Source organism: Paraburkholderia sp. PAMB 6770, from assembly GCF_057748135.1.
Window position 1 is genome coordinate 877767 of record NZ_CM173238.1, and the last position, 14813, is coordinate 892579.

Below are 14813 nucleotides of genomic sequence, written 5' to 3' on the forward strand. Positions count from 1 at the left end.
CAAGCGGCAGTTCCGGCATTTTCCGTTTCGGGTTGGCGCGCCATTTGACACATATGAACGAAATGAACTCGAGTGATTTCGAAGCCCTTCTTACGGCGCAGCGTAGCGCCATGATTCGAGACCTACCGACATCGTCCGCCGGCACGGCGGCGGAGACGCCCACGCTGACCAAGGCCGAACTGGCCGAGTTGCTGTTCGACAATGTCGGGCTCAACAAGCGGGAAGCGAAGGACATGGTCGAGGCGTTCTTCGAGGTGATTCGCGACGCACTGGAAAGCGGCGACAGCGTGAAGCTGTCGGGCTTCGGCAACTTCCAGCTGCGCGACAAGCCGCAGCGTCCAGGCCGCAATCCGAAAACGGGTGAGGCGATTCCAATCGCCGCGCGCCGCGTCGTCACATTCCACGCAAGTCAAAAGCTGAAGGCGCTGGTCGAGACCGGTGCCGAGGCAAGCCTCGCGCGCTGATTGACCGGCGCGTGCCCGCGCAACCATCACGACGGCTAGCTGACGATGACCACGACAGGCGAGAAAGTCGTCTTGCCCCCGATTCCGGCGAAACGTTACTTCACGATTGGTGAAGTCAGCGAGCTGTGCGGGGTCAAGCCACACGTGCTGCGTTACTGGGAGCAGGAGTTCACGCAGTTGAGGCCGGTGAAGCGGCGCGGCAACCGGCGCTATTACCAGCATCACGAGGTGCTGCTGATTCGCCGCATTCGCGAGTTGCTGTACGAGCAGGGTTTTACGATCAACGGCGCGCGCAACCGGCTGGATGCGCACGGTGCGGTGGTGGAGCCCGCGGAAGACGCGGCAGTGCACAGCGAGCCGCTCGAGGCTCCGGTGCGGGCGATGGCGAGCGTGGATGTCGAGCAGTTGCGCAAGGAACTGCTGCACGTGATCGATCTGTTGAGCGGCTGAGCGAGTGGCGGTTTGTTCGGTGCCGGCGGTTCTAATTGGGTCTGGTGTCTGTTATACTATTTTGCTGTTCGGGGCGTAGCGCAGCCTGGTAGCGTACCTGCATGGGGTGCAGGTGGTCGGAGGTTCAAATCCTCTCGCCCCGACCAAAGAAATCAAGGCCTTACAAGCAATGCTTGTAAGGCCTTTTTCTTTGCCTCGATTTTTACCCCACTTTTTACCCCACCGCCTTCTTCATCATCATTTTTTGCATAGCGAATGGGGTCAACGGTCGTGGTAGCGACGGCGCTCTCGATCATGGGCCAGTCGACCTGGTCGCTCGGCGTTGGTCGTGAGTTAGGAGTCAACTCTCGCTGTTCGGTGCAGCGCGCAGCAGAGGACAAGTTGATTTCGCAACCCGTGGTCGTTCGAGTTCCCCTCCGTTTCCGCCAGCAAAGGCGGTGGAACCCCGCAGAGTCAAGGCTCTGCGGGGGTTTTGTTTTCTGCGACCTACAAAGCGATCATCAAATGGTAATCGGATCCCGGTGGATCCGCTCGGCATCTCCTGTGTGGCCGGGCTTTCTGTTGGATGCCTTGGTGGGGTGTACGGGATTGTTCGAACCTGTGACCAGCGTGAAGGTGCTGCATCGATTGCCCCGCAGCCGAAAATCTGGCATTTTCCTTTGTGTCGGCTTTACTCCTTTGTCCGCACCCCCAGTGGCTCAATTTTCGGTCGGCGTAAACATTCATGCGGTTCTGGCCGCGCATCTGATCGAGCGATGCCCCGCCACCGATCTGTTTGGCAAGAAGGGGCGTGCCTGGCTCGGCGTTCAGCCGCTTCCGCTGGACGAGCGACTCGGTGTTGAGCAGCGACTGCGCGAACTGGACCGGGTCAAGGTGATTCAGGACGTGGCCGACGGGATGCTGAAGCCGTGGCGTGCGGCTGAGCGGCTTGGGCTGACGACGCGGCAGATCCGGCGACTGGTTGGCCGGTGGCGCGAGGACGGGCCACGCGGCCTGATCTCTGGCAAGTGCTCGAAGCCGAGCAATAACCGGCTGGATGCGGCGACGGCTGACCGGGCACGGGCGATCATCCGTGAGCGCTATGCGGATTTCGGGCCAACGCTGGCTTGCGAGAAGCTGGTCGAGTGCCATGGCATCCGGCTCGCGAAGGAAACGGTGCGGAGGCTGATGACGGATGCCGGTCTGTGGGTGCCGCGGCGACAGCGTCCACCGAAGGTGTACCAGCCGCGGGCACGCCGGGCGTGTCTGGGCGAGCTGATCCAGATCGATGGCAGTGAGCACGCGTGGTTCGAGCAGCGCGCACCACAATGCACGTTGCTGGTGTACGTGGATGACGCCACGAGCCGGCTGATGCATCTGCACTTCACGGCGAGCGAGTCGACGTTCAGCTATTTCGAGGCGACGCGTGCGTACATCGAACGTTACGGCAAGCCGGGGGCGTTCTACAGCGACAAGGCCAGTGTGTTTCGCAGCGCGTCCGCGGCCAGTACGGGGCGCAGCGTGACGCACTTCGGCCGGGCGATGGCTGCGTGCTGGTGTGCCGGCAATATGACCGGCTGGCGGAAATCGATCAGGGCGCCGTGATCGAGCACAAGCGGCTGGCGCATGTGCTGCAGGTCGCGCAGGCGGTACAGGCGCAGCGCGACAACCGGCGGGCATCGGACGCTCCGTCACGCACGAATCAGGGCCTTGAGGTGCGCAAACCGGGACGGCCGCCGGGGACAAAGAAGCAGCGCGAGTTCACGCAGGCCGATGTCGAACAGGTCGTCACGGCACTCGCGCAAAGCAGAACAGCACGTTCTTCCAAACCTGGCCGGCGGGCTGCGAGGAGCCGTGGACCTGACGTAAGCACCCTGCCCGTTCAGGCGCAATCCTTCGACACTGCGTGAGTTGAAGCGTCAGGAAACAGAGCTTTAACCCTTGCAAAAGCGGACATTTGAACTTGGCTGGAAAGCGGACATTTCAGAATGGCCTAGACAAAAGCCTCGTGGCGTCGCGGATGCCTTTTGCATAAAACGCGCCACCGAGGCGATCGGCGCGCTCGACCGTGGGGCACAGTGCGGCCAACATGCGTCACTCATCGGAAGGGAGGCCCCGCCGTTCGAACGTCATCGGCTCTTCCGAAAGCGGTCGCCGAATCGATATCTCAAGTTGCAGGTGCCGACTGCCGTTAAGCCGGACTGCGAGCAAATTTGTTCATTTTCTGATGCCAAATGCGTAAGAAGATCCCAGCAAATAAGGTCTCGGGCGGGACTCTGAGCATCGTTGCGGCCAATCACGGACTTCGTCAATCCATTCCATGTTCAAACGCATTCTGTCAGCCCTGAGCGGCGAAAAGCGCGATGCCACCATCACTGCCTCCTCCATCCCCACGGAAGCAGAGAATCCGCCAACGGCCAATGGTGAATTAATCACCGCTTACGACGCGTATGGCCGAGAGATGAAGATCCCGCGCAGCGAGTGGCGCGATAAGGTTTTCCTGCCCAACCTGCAACAGAAGTGGAACAATGCAGCGGAACTCTACAGCCAGATTATTTCTGGCCTTAACGATGGCTTTGCAGCCGACCTGATGCCCGCCGCTGCCCGTCTTGTCGAAATTGATGACGTCCCCGAGCGCAGCCATACGATTCGCGGCATCGTGCAAATGAAAAACGGCCAGCTAGATGCCGCCGAGGCGACGCTTCGTGCCGGTATGGCGAAAGCCGGAGAGACCGGCACCCTGCTGACCAATCTGGCCAAAGTATTCGCCGAGCGTGGTGAAGAGACCCGCGCACATGAAATTCTCTGGCGGGCAGTACAGGCCGACCCGAATCAGGACAACGGACTGCTCTGGTGGGCGGCCATTCAGCGGGATCGTGGAGGCGATGAGGCCTATCTACAGGCGCTACGCACTGTGGCGGCCCTGCCCGGCAGTTGGCGCGCGCAGTTGTGGTTGGCGCGCCACCATCTGGAACAGAAAGACGTCGAAGCGGCACGTGCTCTCTATGTAGAAGTGCTGGAGGGGGGCAAGTTCGACGGCAGTTCGCTAATGATGATATCTGGCGACTTGGGAAACAACGGCCAAGTTCCGCTGATTCTCGGGCTTGTTGGTCCGGCCTATGATGAGCGCAAGCACGACCCCATGACTGGCCTCAACCTGCTGCGCGCCTGCCAACAACTCGGCAAGGTCGATGAAGGCGAAGCGCTGCTCGCTCGTATGTACCCCTTGGGCATCGCCCCAATCAAGCACCACCTTGACCAGTTCGCGCAAACATTCCAGGTAATGCGCAACCAGGCAGTACAAGGCACGCCGATAGATATAGCTAACCTGAATATCAGTACGCTGGCGCTAAGCCAGCCGATTTGGCACTACGGGCTGCGCGATGCCAATTGGCTGTTCACACAAAAGCCGGGAGACGCCGAAGAAGTCGGCTTCTTTGCGCTCTCGAAAATCATGGACGGCTCGGAACGAGCCGAATCACAACGGGAAGATGATCTAGGGCGTCTTACGCGCGCCATCCCCCTGTATTTGGCTGAGGCTACTCACTACTGGAGCGACTACGCGGCTAACTGCTACATCCAGATCGTCGAGGGTGCAGGTCCGATCGTAACTGGAGGCGAAACCGACGGCAGCGCACTCTTTGAGACTGTGCCGTCGAGGATGAAGTACTTCATAACCGGAGAGATCGGCACTTCGGGGGAAGCCGCTCCGGTCCAATGGCAGGTGTCTCTGACGCTCTGGGACTGCGCGACTCGCACAAAGCACTCGAGCGAAAGTGGAAAAGTAGCGCGCGCAGAGATCGGAGCGTTGGTGGCCACTCTTGAGAAGAGCTTACTTGAGCGCATTGGTCGGAAGCGAGAACAGCCGCTGGACGCGTTCTACCAGCGGCCCACGACGGATGTCATGCCTGCGTATCTGGGAGAGTTGGGCCAAGCCTTCACGTTGACGCTGCTTGCTAACGAGCGCATGCCAAAATCCGCGATGTGGGGTGAGCGTGCCATGCTTGACTGGCCCCTCACTATGGCCCTGCACTGGCCCTCGGTAGAGGTCCCGAAGCTAATGTACATCTCCGGCTTGGGCAAGGCACGGGACTACCAGTCGGACATACTCGCGGAATACAAGGAGCGCAGCCTGCAACTGCTACGCGAAGCGGGGCAAGCAAACAGCCTGGTTGCCCAGTTGGCACCACTGGTGTGGAAAGTGTTCGGCATGCAGGACGAGTTTCAGGCCCATATGCGGAATTTGCCGGCCGACACAAACCCAGCGTACAAGACATGGCTGGACAGGGTTGGAGAGTAGCCTGCGAGTCGGGATCAGCTCTGATCCGGCTCGGGCAGCCGGTTGACCTCCGAAACCGGCCACTCGATTTTCTGCAATCGACCGGCAGCTCCGGGTCGCTTCCCGCTCAATCACCACGATGCGTCGTTGCTCCCGCGCCGAAGCGTTCGATTACGAAATCGATGAAGCTACGCAGTTTTGGCGACGTGTGCCGTTCGCGCAGATATAGCAGATTCAGTTGCCGCTCGGGCGCGGCACAGTCCGGCAGCACTTCGATCAGCCGCTTCGCGCGCAGATCGGCGTTCACCAAGATCGCGGGCAACATCGCGATGCCGAGGCCGCGCAACACGGCGCGCCGCAGTGCCTCCGAGTTGTCGACTTTCAGCCGCCCATCGACGGGCACGTTCACATGCCCGTCAGGGCCATGCAGGATCCACTCGGGCTGCGCCGCATACCACTCGGAGCGCGGCGGATACGCGTAAGTCAGGCACTGGTGCGTGCGTAGCGCGTCGGGCGTCGCGGGCGAGCCGTGCGCTTTCAGATACGCGCGCGAAGCGCACAGCACGAGCCGATACGGTTTGAGCGGCCGCGCGATCATATCCGGATTGCCGAGCGTGCCGATGCGGATCGCCGCCTCGAAGCCGTCGTTGATGAGATCCGAGACCGCGTCGGTCGCGACGATATCTAGCTTCACCTCGGGATAGCGTTCGCAGTAATCGGGGATGGCCGGAATCAGGCATTCGTTGGTGAACATGACCGGCGCAGTCACGCGCAGACGGCCGCGCGGCGTCACGAGATGATCGTGCGCGAGCCGTTCGGAATCGTCGATCAAGCCGAGTATCTCGACACAGCGTTCATAGTATGTCTGACCGAACGCGCTCACCTGCTGCTTGCGCGTCGTGCGATGAATGAGCCGCGTGCCTAGCCGCGTTTCCAGCGCCTGAAGATGATTACCGACCATCGTCGGCGACAGGTCGCACGCCACCGCCGCCCCCGTCAGGCTGCCGGTTTCCACCACGCGCACGAACACCGCCATCGCTTTGAGAAGGTCCATTCCTCAATGATACTGGGTTCTGTTGCTAATCGACCTGCGTTTATCAAGCGTTGCTTCTTGAATACAGTTCGGGCTTTGCGACAACACTGCGGGCTGGTTCCAACACGCCCGCGCCATTCCCCCCACGGACATCATGCGCACACATCCCACCCCGCGGCAGCAATCATCGCGGCTCGCCCTGCTCGCAACGAGTCTCGGCTTTGTCATCATCTGCCTCGACGTGACCGTCGTGAACGTCGCGCTGGCCCACATGCGCGCAAGCCTCGCGATCGACGCGACGGCGCTCGAATGGGTAGTCAACGCGTACACGCTGGCGTTCGCCTGCCTGCTGCTGACGGCGGGCGCGCTTGCCGACCGCTTCGGCGCGCGACGCGTGTTCGTCAGCGGCTTTGCGGCTTTCACCTTCGCGTCAATCGGCTGCGGTCTCTCGAGTGGCGCGGCGCTGCTCGTCGCCTCGCGCATGCTGCAAGGCGTGGGCGCGGCTTTGTGTGTGCCGTCGTCGCTGGCGTTGCTCGGCGCGGCGTTTCCGGACGCGCACACGCGCGCGAAGGCCGTAAGCATTTGGGCGGGCACCGCCGCGCTTGCGCTCGGCGCGGGACCGCTGGTCGGCGGCGTTCTCGTTGACCGGTTCGGCTGGCCGTCGATTTTCCTGATCAACGTGCCGATCGGCATTGCCGGCATTTGGCTAACGCTCGCGCATGCGCCCGACACCGTGCGTCACGCAGCGCGCCGCATCGATCTTGCCGGACAACTGCTCGCGATCATCGCGCTGGCTGCGCCGACCTATGCCGTCATCGAAGGCGGCCGGCTCGGCTGGACCAGCGCGACGGTCATGACGAGTCTAGCGGCGGCGCTGGCGGCGGCCGCGTTGTTCGTCGCCGTCGAAGCACGTCAAGTGCAGCCGCTGTTACCGCTCATGCTGTTCCGAAACGCCGTGCTGAACGTCAGTTCGATCACGGGCCTAACGCTGAACTTCGGCTATTACGGATTGATGTTCGCGATGAGTCTGTTCTTCCAGAACGCGCGCCATGACACGCCGCTCGAAACCGGCATCGCATTCCTGCCGATGACCGCCGTCGTGACCATCGCGAACGTGGTCTCGGGCCGCCTCACCGCGCGCTTCGGCCATCGCTTGCCGATGGTCGTCGGCCAGTCTCTGGCGGCGCTCGGATATTTCTCGCTGGCATTCATCCACCCTGACAGCAGCACGCTCGCCATCGCGTTGCCCTTGCTGGCCGTCGGCACCGGCGTCGCGCTCGCGGTGCCGTCGATCAATACCGCCGTGCTCGCGCATGTTGAATCGCCGTCCATTGGCATCGCTTCGGGCGTGCTGAATACCGCGCGGCAGATCGGCGGCGTGGTGGGCGTGGGCGTGTTCGGTTCGCTCGTGCGCCCCGAGTCCAGCGATATTGCCGCAGGGCTGCATGTCGCCGTAATCTTGGCCTTTGTCATGACACTTTTGAGCCTGGTGACAATATGGCTCGGTCTTGCAAAAGCTGCATCGTCTATCAAGGCATGCGCGAGTTGAAACGTTGTGACGACGGGTGCATGAGCGCCAAGAAGGTGGGCTTTTGCGGTGGCAATACAACGGCATCTGGCGAAGACTCTGGATGGCTCGAGCGGTCTTCCGCGAAGTCCGACTCAGATGTCTCAATTGGGTCGGTTATGCCGATCGTATGACTTGCGGGCTGCGGTACGACGCCGTGGCCGGTCGTGGGACGCAGTGCGGCCATCTTCTGCCGTTCATTGTCGGCGCCAGCCGGACATTCGAACGTCGTTGACGTGTCCGAAAGCGGACATCGCTGCACACCCCGATCTGCTAGATTCGTGTGCCAGTTGCATACAGATGGTCAACGCAGTAGGCCTTTCGTTCAGTTGATTTTTCTCGCAGTCATGCCACATGCATTTCGCAGCCGAATTCTCCCCACAGAGCTGAGCAAGGTACTCCTTACGCACAGCCTTGTCTGGCTCGTCCCAGCCCTTCGGGTGTTCGGCATTCACTGCAAACTGAATCTGTGATTTCTCCGATGATGAAGCACCAGCGCGAGCAGCAATTGCAGCTGGCGTGTGTTCATACGGCGGCGCTGTCAGCGATGCCGGCAGACGCGCGCTTGATTGCCGTGCCGCGCAAATTCGCACGAGTTCGGCGAATTCCACAAACGCACCCCGGCAACGCTCGTGCACCGCGCGTCCGGCTGCGGTTGGCAGCATTCCAGAAGGACCAGGGAAGCGTCCGTGGGCTCCTCGGAAGCAACCACGGGACGGTGCAGCGGTCATGGAGCTCAGTCGGCGTCTTGGCCAACGCCAATGTGGGCGGACTGGTCGGTCATAAGGCCAGCAGTGCGACCATCTGAGAGTTCCTATGCCACCGATAACGTAAAGCAGTATGGACACGGTGGCGTAGGCGGTCTGGTTGGCATCAACGAGGGAATGGTCACCGAGCGTTGAGGGGTCGCTACCATCCGCGGCCGGTCAGATCGCGATCTGATCGGACATTCGAAAGCCCGGCAATGCATTGCTGTTCTCCGGTTGAGTTGGATACAGCGTACAGGAAGCATGCGTGGCGATAAATGCCGCGACAGTTGACAGTGTGTCGACGAGGCGTTCGCAGCGCTGCCTGCGCGGAGAACTTGTCGGCGATCTATCGGCCCATAGCGTCGCAGATGTGAATGCCGGCGGCGCGGACGCAAGACCCGGGAGTAAGGCATCGACTGTGTCGAATACGCTTTGCTGTGGTGAACGCTTCGCACCATGCAGAAACCATGCAAAATTCGTTTCTGCTCCGCTTACAAGGCGTCACAGCCCACCGCGTTGCTCGCCATCTCCCGGGCCGCCTTCGCGCCTTCGACACGTAGCAGTTCCGGCAACGACACGCCATTTTTCGCGGCCGTCAATTCGGCAAGTATCGACAGGGCGATCTCCGGCGGCGTCCGGCTGCCGATGTAGATGCCCACTGGTCCGTGCAGGCGCGCGAGTTCTTCATCGTTGAGATCGAACTCCTTCAAGCGCTCGCGCCGCGCCGCGTTATTGCGACGCGATCCGAGCGCACCCACATAGAATGCCGGCGTTTTCAGCGCTTCCATCAGCGCGAGATCGTCGAGCTTCGGATCGTGCGTCAGCGCGATCACCGCACAGCGTTCGTCGAGCTTCATCTCCATCACGGTGTCGTCGGGCATGGCGCGAACGAGCGTCGTGCCCGGCACGTTCCACTCTTCCGTATATTCCTCGCGCGGATCGCACACCGTGACCTGATAATCCAGCCCCACCGCGATGCTGCACAGATAGCGCGACAACTGTCCCGCACCGATCACCAGCATCCGGTAACGGGGCCCATGGATGGTCAGCAGCGTCGTTCCGTCAAAGAAGAGGCCGTCCGTCGCCTGTGCGGGTTCGAGGCGTGCAGCCCCCGTCGCCATGTCGAGCGTGCGCGCCACGAGCCTGCCTGCCTCCACCGCGGCAGACAGCTCGGCGATACCGCTCGCAAGCGTCAACGGCTCCAGCACGAGCTGAATGGTGCCGCCACAAGGCAGGCCAAAGCGATGCGCCTCTTGCGCGCTAATGCCGTACTTCAACGCATGCGGCCTTTCGTGTTCGATGCCCCGCTGCCGCACGCGGTCGATCAGATCGTCTTCGATGCATCCACCCGACACGGATCCGACCACATGCCCATCGGCGCGCACGGCGAGCATCGCGCCCACGGGACGCGGCGACGATCCCCATGTCTTCACCACCGTCACGAGCAGGACGCGATGCCCGTCTGCCAGCCATCGCGCGCTGCTTTTCAGGACTTCGAGATCCACGCTGTCCATTGCCTCGCCTCCCTGCCATTCACCGCAACGGTGCGATACCTTCCGCAACGCCGGCCGGCATGCAGATGTGCTTCAACTCGGTGAAGTCCGCAAGCGCATCGTAGCCGTGCAGCCTTCCCACTCCGCTTTGGCGGTAGCCGCCTGTTTCGGCTTCGGCGAAAAGCTTGTTGTGGTCATTGATCCACACAGTGCCGTTGCGCAGCGCACGCGCGACGCGGAATGCGCGCGCTGCGTCGTGCGTCCATACGCTTGCCGAGAGGCCGAAGACTGTGTCGTTGGCTTTCTCGATCGCTTCCCTTTCGTTCTCGAAGACTTCCAGCGTGACGAACGGGCCGAAGATCTCGTTCTGACAAAAGAACGCCTTCGGATCGCTGTGTTCGACAAGCGTCGGCGACAAAAACGCGTGCCCGGAGCGCGTGCCTCGCAGCAGCACGCGCTCGGCCATTGAGCACGCGCGCTCGATCGTCCCTGCCACCGCATCGCGCGTCGGGCCGTCGATGAGCGCGCCGATATCGGTTGCCGGATCGATGCCCGGTCCGACCCTCAGCGCCGCCAGCGCCGACGTGAGGTGCTCGCGCATTTGCGCAGCACGCGATGCATGAACCAGCACCCGGCGCGCCGCCGTGCATTGCTGCCCGGAAATGATCGTGGCAGCGCGCGCGAGACGCGGCGCGATCGCCGCAACATCGGCATCGTCGAAGACGACGCAGCATGACTTGCCGCCAAGTTCGAGCGATAGCTTCTTCATGCTGTTGGCGGCTGCCGCCATGATTTTCTTGCCCGTCGCCGTCGATCCCGTGAAGCTCACCACATCGACGCCGTGCGAATCGACGAGCCGCTGGCTGGCCGCGTATCCCCGTTCGTTGACGAGGTTCACCGCGCCTCCAGGCAACGCCGTGCGCTCGAAGCAGCGCAACATCGCGGCCGTGAGCAGCGACGTCTGCGCCGCCGGTTTGACGATCGTCGTGCAGCCGGCCGCCAGTGCGGGCGCGAGCGAACGCACGAGCAGCACGGCGGGCGCATTCCACGGCACGATGATGGCCGCAACGCCGGCGGCTTCGCGCAGCATCGTCGATATCGTGCCCGGTTCCGGTTCGAGCACATGCCCGGCGATATGGCGCGCGAGCCCCGCGTAATAGCGTACCTCCGATATCGCGCCTGCTATCTCGCCGTGCGATTGCGCAATTGCCTTGCCATTTTCGCGCGTGAGCAGCGTCGCGAGCATGTCGCGTTCGGCTTCGAGCGCCGAAGCCCAGCCGAGCAGCACGTCCTGGCGCAAGCGCGCATCCTGCGCCCATGTGGTGCGATCGAACGCGTGGCGTGCGCCGGCGATGGCCGCATCGGCTTCGCGCGATCCGCCCTCGGCGAACCGGCCGATGGCCTCGCCCGTCGCGGGATCGATGCTGTCGACGTCGGGCGTGCCGGTCCATTCGCCGGCAATCCAGTGTCGTGCGTTCATGATGAACGTTCCTTGTTGGTGTGTGAGGGCTCGTCGCCCGACATGTTCGACGCCCGATGCAACTCGTCGCCGATGATCTCGATCAGTGCTTCCGCCGCCGCGCTCAACGGGCGACGCGGATGACTCACGCAGACAATGTGCCGCACGATGCGGGGTGCCAGAATCGGGCACGCGCGCAACGTGCCGTGCCGCGCGGCGCGCTCGACGACGATGCGCGGCAGGATCGTGGCGAAGCGCGTGTGCTCGACGAGCTTGAGAATCGTGGAAAGCACGTCGATCTCGAAGCGCGGCGCGAGCAGAACGTCCTCGTGTTGCGCGGCGCTGTCGAGCACGCCGCGCAGGCCATGACGTTTAGTGGGCAGCACCAGTTCCAGTTCGGGCAGTTGCGCGAGTTCGATTGCATGCGGCAAGTCGGGGCCATGCGAGGCGCTGGTGGCAAGCACCATCTCCTCGTCGAGCAGCGCGCGCGAGTCGAGCGAAAGGCGCGCGCGCGGCTTGTTGATGAGGGCCGCATCGAGCTGCCCGCCCGCCACCCAGTCGATGAAGGTCGCGCTGTAGCCATCGGCGACGGTGACTTCGACATCGGGGTAACGCGCGTGAAAGCGCGACAGCGAATCCGCGAGCACGCTCTCCGTCACCGATGCGATCAGCCCGATGCCGACATGCCCCGTCACCACTTCGTCGCGCTGCACGAGTTGCTGCCGCGCGTGGGCAAGGTCGCGCACGATCGGTAAAAACAGGCGGTACATCAGCCGTCCCGCGGGGGTGGGCGCCATGCCGTGCGCACCGCGCTCGAACAGCTGTTGATGCAGTTCGTCCTCGAGCTTGGCGATCTGCATGCTCAAGGCCGGCTGCACGATATTGAGCCGCTTCGCGGCACGGGTGACCGAGCCGTCCTCGAACAACGCGATGAAGTACTGGATTTGTTTGAGGTCCATTTTGTCCGAGGGGCATCAGAGACGCTAATAGTCCGTGCCGACATTATCATCCCGCTTCCTGCGTGCACGCTGGGCGCGGATTCTTCATACTCCTGCCGCCTAGCCACATCGACCGTTACATTGATACGGAACGGCAAGGACGCTGTCATCCGGAGGAACACGGATATAAGCCAGAATGATTCGGAGCATCAAAAAACGGTATTAGATCTTATAGGTCGACGTAGCTACGCTTCCATCCAATGCGCTCACTCCGGTAGCGCGCACAGATGGAGACGTTGATGAACCCTCGCGATGCCGCAACGCACGGCATTCCTTCATTCACCTGGGCACGGGATCACGCCGATGCCGGCTCGCTGTCGCTGCGCGACTGGCTCGCGCACCTCGCGAAAACCGGCCGTGTCGCTACGATCGACAAGCCTGTCGCGCTCGAGCACGAACTCGCCGCCATTGCAAAGCGCCTCGACGGCGAACAAGCGGCTTTTTTCACGCAGCCGCGCGGACATGCGATGCCCGTCGTGAGTGGCTTCATGTCGAAGCGCGGGTGGATCGCGGAAGCGATGGGGGTCGATGAATCAGCACTGCTCGCGCGTTTTTCCGCTGCGGCCTCAGCCCCGCTCGCATCGAAACTGATTGAAGCTGAAGACGCGCCCTGTCAGCAGGTGGTGCATACAAGCGGCATCGATCTCCACGCGCTGCTGCCCATTCCCACGCATAGCGAGCACGACAACGGCCCGTATATCACCGCCGGTCTCGTGATCGCGCGCAATCCGCGCACGGGCGTGCAGAACGTCTCGATCAACCGCATTCAGGTGCACGGCCCCGATCGCATGGCGATCCTGCTGCTGCCGCGCCATCTCTACGCGTTCCAGCGCGACGCGGAAGCCGCGGGCGACGCGCTCGACGTCGCCATCGCGATTGGCGTCGATCCCCTCACGATGCTGGCGTCACAAGCGATCACGCCGATCGATCACGACGAACTCGAAATCGCGGGCGCGCTGCACGGCGCGCCGCTGCCTGTCGCGCGATGCGTGACGAACCGCGTGCACGTGCCGGCGTTCGCGGAGATCGTCATTGAAGGGCGCATCTTGCCGAACGTGCGCGAGCCAGAAGGCCCGTTCGGCGAATTTCCGAAGTACTACAGCGCGAAGGAAGCACGCGAAGTCATCGAAGTGACGGCCGTCACGCATCGGCGCGACCCGATCTTTCATACGATTGTGCCCGCTGAAATGGAGCATCTGCTGCTCGGCGCGATCCCGCGCGAAGCCACCTTGCTTGCGCATCTTCAGCGCAGTCATCCCGCCGTGAAGGACGTGCATCTGTCGGTGGGCGGCGTCTGCCGCTATCACCTGTGGGTGCAATTCGACAAGAAACGCGAAGGCGAAGCGAAGAACGTCATCCTGTGCGCGTTCGGCGCGCATTACGACATCAAGCAGGTCGTCGTCGTCGATACCGATGTGAACGTGCACGATCCCGCCGAAATCGAATGGGCAATCGCGACGCGCTTCCAGGCAGACCGCGATCTCGTCGTGATAACAGGCGCGCAAGGTTCGCCGCTCGATCCATCGACGACGGTCGATCAGCCCGACGATGCCCCGTCGCATCAGCAAGGCGTCAGCGCGAAGATGGGGCTCGATGCGACGCGTCCCGTCGTGTATCCCGCCCATGTGTTCACGCGCGTGCGCATACCGGGGCAAGACACGGTCGACCTGCGCGCTTTCGTCGCCGCAGACAACAGCGCGTTCGACGCCTATTTGTCGCGCGATCATGGCTGAACGAAAGAAGCGCATCGTCGTCGGCATGTCGGGCGCAAGCGGCGCGGTGATCGGCCTGCGTTTGCTCCGAGCATTGCGCCGGCTCGGCACGCACGACACGCATCTCATCGTATCGTCGTCGGGCGCGGTAACGGCCGCACAGGAACTCGGCCTCACTCGCGGTGACCTCGAAGCCGTTGCCGATGTGGTGTACAACGTGCGCGATATCGGCGCGGCCGTGGCGAGCGGATCGTTTCTGACCGAGGGCATGGTGATCGCGCCATGTTCGATGAAAACGCTCGCAGGCGTCGCGAACGGCTTCGCGGACAACCTGCTCACGCGCGCCGCCGATGTGATGCTCAAGGAGCGCCGCCGCCTCGTGCTGGTCGCGCGCGAAACGCCTCTCAATCTCGCGCATTTGCGCAACATGACGCTCGCCACGGAAATGGGCGCGATCGTGATGCCGCCAGTGCCGGCGTTCTACGCGCATCCGCAGACTATCGACGACGTGGTCGACCACACAGTGGGGCGCATTCTCGATCTGTTCGGCATCGAGCACGACGAAATTGCGCGCCGCTGGAGCGGTCTCGCCGATGAATTCGGCGGCCGCGCCGCACATGAGGAGTAACG

Annotated in this window: 13 protein-coding genes, 1 tRNA gene and 1 pseudogene; 10 read left to right on the top strand and 5 right to left on the bottom strand. The window is 62.6% G+C overall.

Translation table 11 applies throughout. The annotated features are described in order from the left end of the window. The first annotated feature begins 53 nt into the window (after positions 1-53). From AC3AP7_RS04150 to AC3AP7_RS04160, 3 genes are all read left to right on the top strand, one after another. Positions 54-464, top strand: coding sequence for an integration host factor subunit alpha (locus AC3AP7_RS04150; protein WP_475765284.1), 411 nt, complete (start codon positions 54-56; stop codon positions 462-464). Between the two features lie 45 nt (positions 465-509). Next, the gene (locus AC3AP7_RS04155; RefSeq protein ID WP_475765282.1) at positions 510-914 is read left to right on the top strand and encodes a MerR family transcriptional regulator; all 405 of its coding nucleotides are present in this window, start codon (positions 510-512) and stop codon (positions 912-914) included. Between the two features lie 69 nt (positions 915-983). Continuing rightward, a tRNA-Pro gene (locus AC3AP7_RS04160) sits at positions 984-1060 on the top strand. 6 nt (positions 1061-1066) lie between these two features. On the opposite strand, the gene AC3AP7_RS04165 is transcribed toward AC3AP7_RS04160, so the two are convergent. Beyond that, the gene (locus AC3AP7_RS04165; protein WP_475765280.1) at positions 1067-1210 is read right to left on the bottom strand and encodes a hypothetical protein; all 144 of its coding nucleotides are present in this window, start codon (positions 1208-1210) and stop codon (positions 1067-1069) included. Positions 1211-1634: 424 nt separating this feature from the next. Between AC3AP7_RS04165 and AC3AP7_RS04170 the strand changes: the two are divergent. The 3 genes and pseudogenes from AC3AP7_RS04170 to AC3AP7_RS04180 form a co-directional block, all read left to right on the top strand. Continuing rightward, positions 1635-2498, top strand: a pseudogene (locus tag AC3AP7_RS04170) (ISNCY family transposase); the annotation flags it as partial. Beyond that, positions 2495-2803 carry a hypothetical protein gene (locus AC3AP7_RS04175; RefSeq protein ID WP_475765278.1) on the top strand — a complete coding sequence of 103 codons (309 nt, stop codon included), beginning with the start codon at positions 2495-2497 and terminating at the stop codon, positions 2801-2803. The pseudogene AC3AP7_RS04170 and the gene AC3AP7_RS04175, both read left to right, overlap by 4 nt. A 410-nt stretch (positions 2804-3213) precedes the next feature. Further along, on the top strand, positions 3214-5193 hold the full coding sequence (locus tag AC3AP7_RS04180) for a tetratricopeptide repeat protein (RefSeq protein WP_475765276.1): 1980 nt from the start codon (positions 3214-3216) through the stop codon (positions 5191-5193). A 106-nt stretch (positions 5194-5299) separates the two neighbouring features. Here AC3AP7_RS04180 and AC3AP7_RS04185 read toward each other — a convergent pair whose 3' ends face one another. After that, positions 5300-6226, bottom strand: a complete 927-nt coding sequence (locus AC3AP7_RS04185; RefSeq protein WP_475765273.1) for a LysR family transcriptional regulator — start codon at positions 6224-6226, stop codon at positions 5300-5302. 133 nt (positions 6227-6359) lie between these two features. Here AC3AP7_RS04185 and AC3AP7_RS04190 point away from each other — a divergent pair, with 133 nt between their 5' ends. After that, positions 6360-7754 carry an MFS transporter gene (locus AC3AP7_RS04190; RefSeq protein ID WP_475765271.1) on the top strand — a complete coding sequence of 465 codons (1395 nt, stop codon included), beginning with the start codon at positions 6360-6362 and terminating at the stop codon, positions 7752-7754. Positions 7755-8253: 499 nt separating this feature from the next. Then, on the top strand, positions 8254-8580 hold the full coding sequence (locus AC3AP7_RS04195; protein ID WP_475765269.1) for a hypothetical protein: 327 nt from the start codon (positions 8254-8256) through the stop codon (positions 8578-8580). A gap of 432 nt (positions 8581-9012) precedes the next feature. On the opposite strand, the gene AC3AP7_RS04200 is transcribed toward AC3AP7_RS04195, so the two are convergent. From AC3AP7_RS04200 to AC3AP7_RS04210, 3 genes are read right to left on the bottom strand one after another with little or no spacing between them, the layout of a single operon-like run. Further along, entirely contained in the window at positions 9013-10035 is a 1023-nt protein-coding gene (locus AC3AP7_RS04200) for an XdhC family protein (RefSeq protein WP_475765267.1), read from the bottom strand. Positions 10036-10054: 19 nt separating this feature from the next. Further along, positions 10055-11494, bottom strand: coding sequence for an aldehyde dehydrogenase family protein (locus AC3AP7_RS04205; protein WP_475765265.1), 1440 nt, complete (start codon positions 11492-11494; stop codon positions 10055-10057). Beyond that, the gene (locus tag AC3AP7_RS04210) at positions 11491-12432 is read right to left on the bottom strand and encodes a LysR family transcriptional regulator (RefSeq protein WP_475765263.1); all 942 of its coding nucleotides are present in this window, start codon (positions 12430-12432) and stop codon (positions 11491-11493) included. Before AC3AP7_RS04210 ends, AC3AP7_RS04205 begins: the two co-directional genes overlap by 4 nt. 278 nt (positions 12433-12710) lie before the next feature. Here AC3AP7_RS04210 and AC3AP7_RS04215 point away from each other — a divergent pair, with 278 nt between their 5' ends. Together AC3AP7_RS04215 and AC3AP7_RS04220 are read left to right on the top strand one after the other, a co-directional pair. Beyond that, positions 12711-14204, top strand: a complete 1494-nt coding sequence (locus AC3AP7_RS04215) for a UbiD family decarboxylase (RefSeq protein WP_475765261.1) — start codon at positions 12711-12713, stop codon at positions 14202-14204. After that, positions 14197-14811 (top strand): UbiX family flavin prenyltransferase, encoded by a 615-nt coding sequence (locus tag AC3AP7_RS04220; protein WP_475765259.1) that lies wholly within the window; start codon positions 14197-14199, stop codon positions 14809-14811. Before AC3AP7_RS04215 ends, AC3AP7_RS04220 begins: the two co-directional genes overlap by 8 nt. Positions 14812-14813 lie beyond the last annotated feature (2 nt).

Bases quoted from the DNA above. Each gene is read 5' to 3' on its own strand.
- AC3AP7_RS04150 (WP_475765284.1), top strand. From the start codon at position 54: ATGAACGAAATGAACTCGAGTGATTTCGAAGCCCTTCTTACGGCGCAG.
- AC3AP7_RS04155 (WP_475765282.1), top strand. From the start codon at position 510: ATGACCACGACAGGCGAGAAAGTCGTCTTGCCCCCGATTCCGGCGAAA.
- AC3AP7_RS04165 (WP_475765280.1), bottom strand. From the start codon at position 1,210: ATGATCGAGAGCGCCGTCGCTACCACGACCGTTGACCCCATTCGCTAT.
- AC3AP7_RS04180 (WP_475765276.1), top strand. From the start codon at position 3,214: ATGTTCAAACGCATTCTGTCAGCCCTGAGCGGCGAAAAGCGCGATGCC.
- AC3AP7_RS04185 (WP_475765273.1), bottom strand. From the start codon at position 6,226: ATGGACCTTCTCAAAGCGATGGCGGTGTTCGTGCGCGTGGTGGAAACC.
- AC3AP7_RS04190 (WP_475765271.1), top strand. From the start codon at position 6,360: ATGCGCACACATCCCACCCCGCGGCAGCAATCATCGCGGCTCGCCCTG.
- AC3AP7_RS04195 (WP_475765269.1), top strand. From the start codon at position 8,254: ATGATGAAGCACCAGCGCGAGCAGCAATTGCAGCTGGCGTGTGTTCAT.
- AC3AP7_RS04200 (WP_475765267.1), bottom strand. From the start codon at position 10,035: ATGGACAGCGTGGATCTCGAAGTCCTGAAAAGCAGCGCGCGATGGCTG.
- AC3AP7_RS04205 (WP_475765265.1), bottom strand. From the start codon at position 11,494: ATGAACGCACGACACTGGATTGCCGGCGAATGGACCGGCACGCCCGAC.
- AC3AP7_RS04210 (WP_475765263.1), bottom strand. From the start codon at position 12,432: ATGGACCTCAAACAAATCCAGTACTTCATCGCGTTGTTCGAGGACGGC.
- AC3AP7_RS04215 (WP_475765261.1), top strand. From the start codon at position 12,711: ATGAACCCTCGCGATGCCGCAACGCACGGCATTCCTTCATTCACCTGG.
- AC3AP7_RS04220 (WP_475765259.1), top strand. From the start codon at position 14,197: ATGGCTGAACGAAAGAAGCGCATCGTCGTCGGCATGTCGGGCGCAAGC.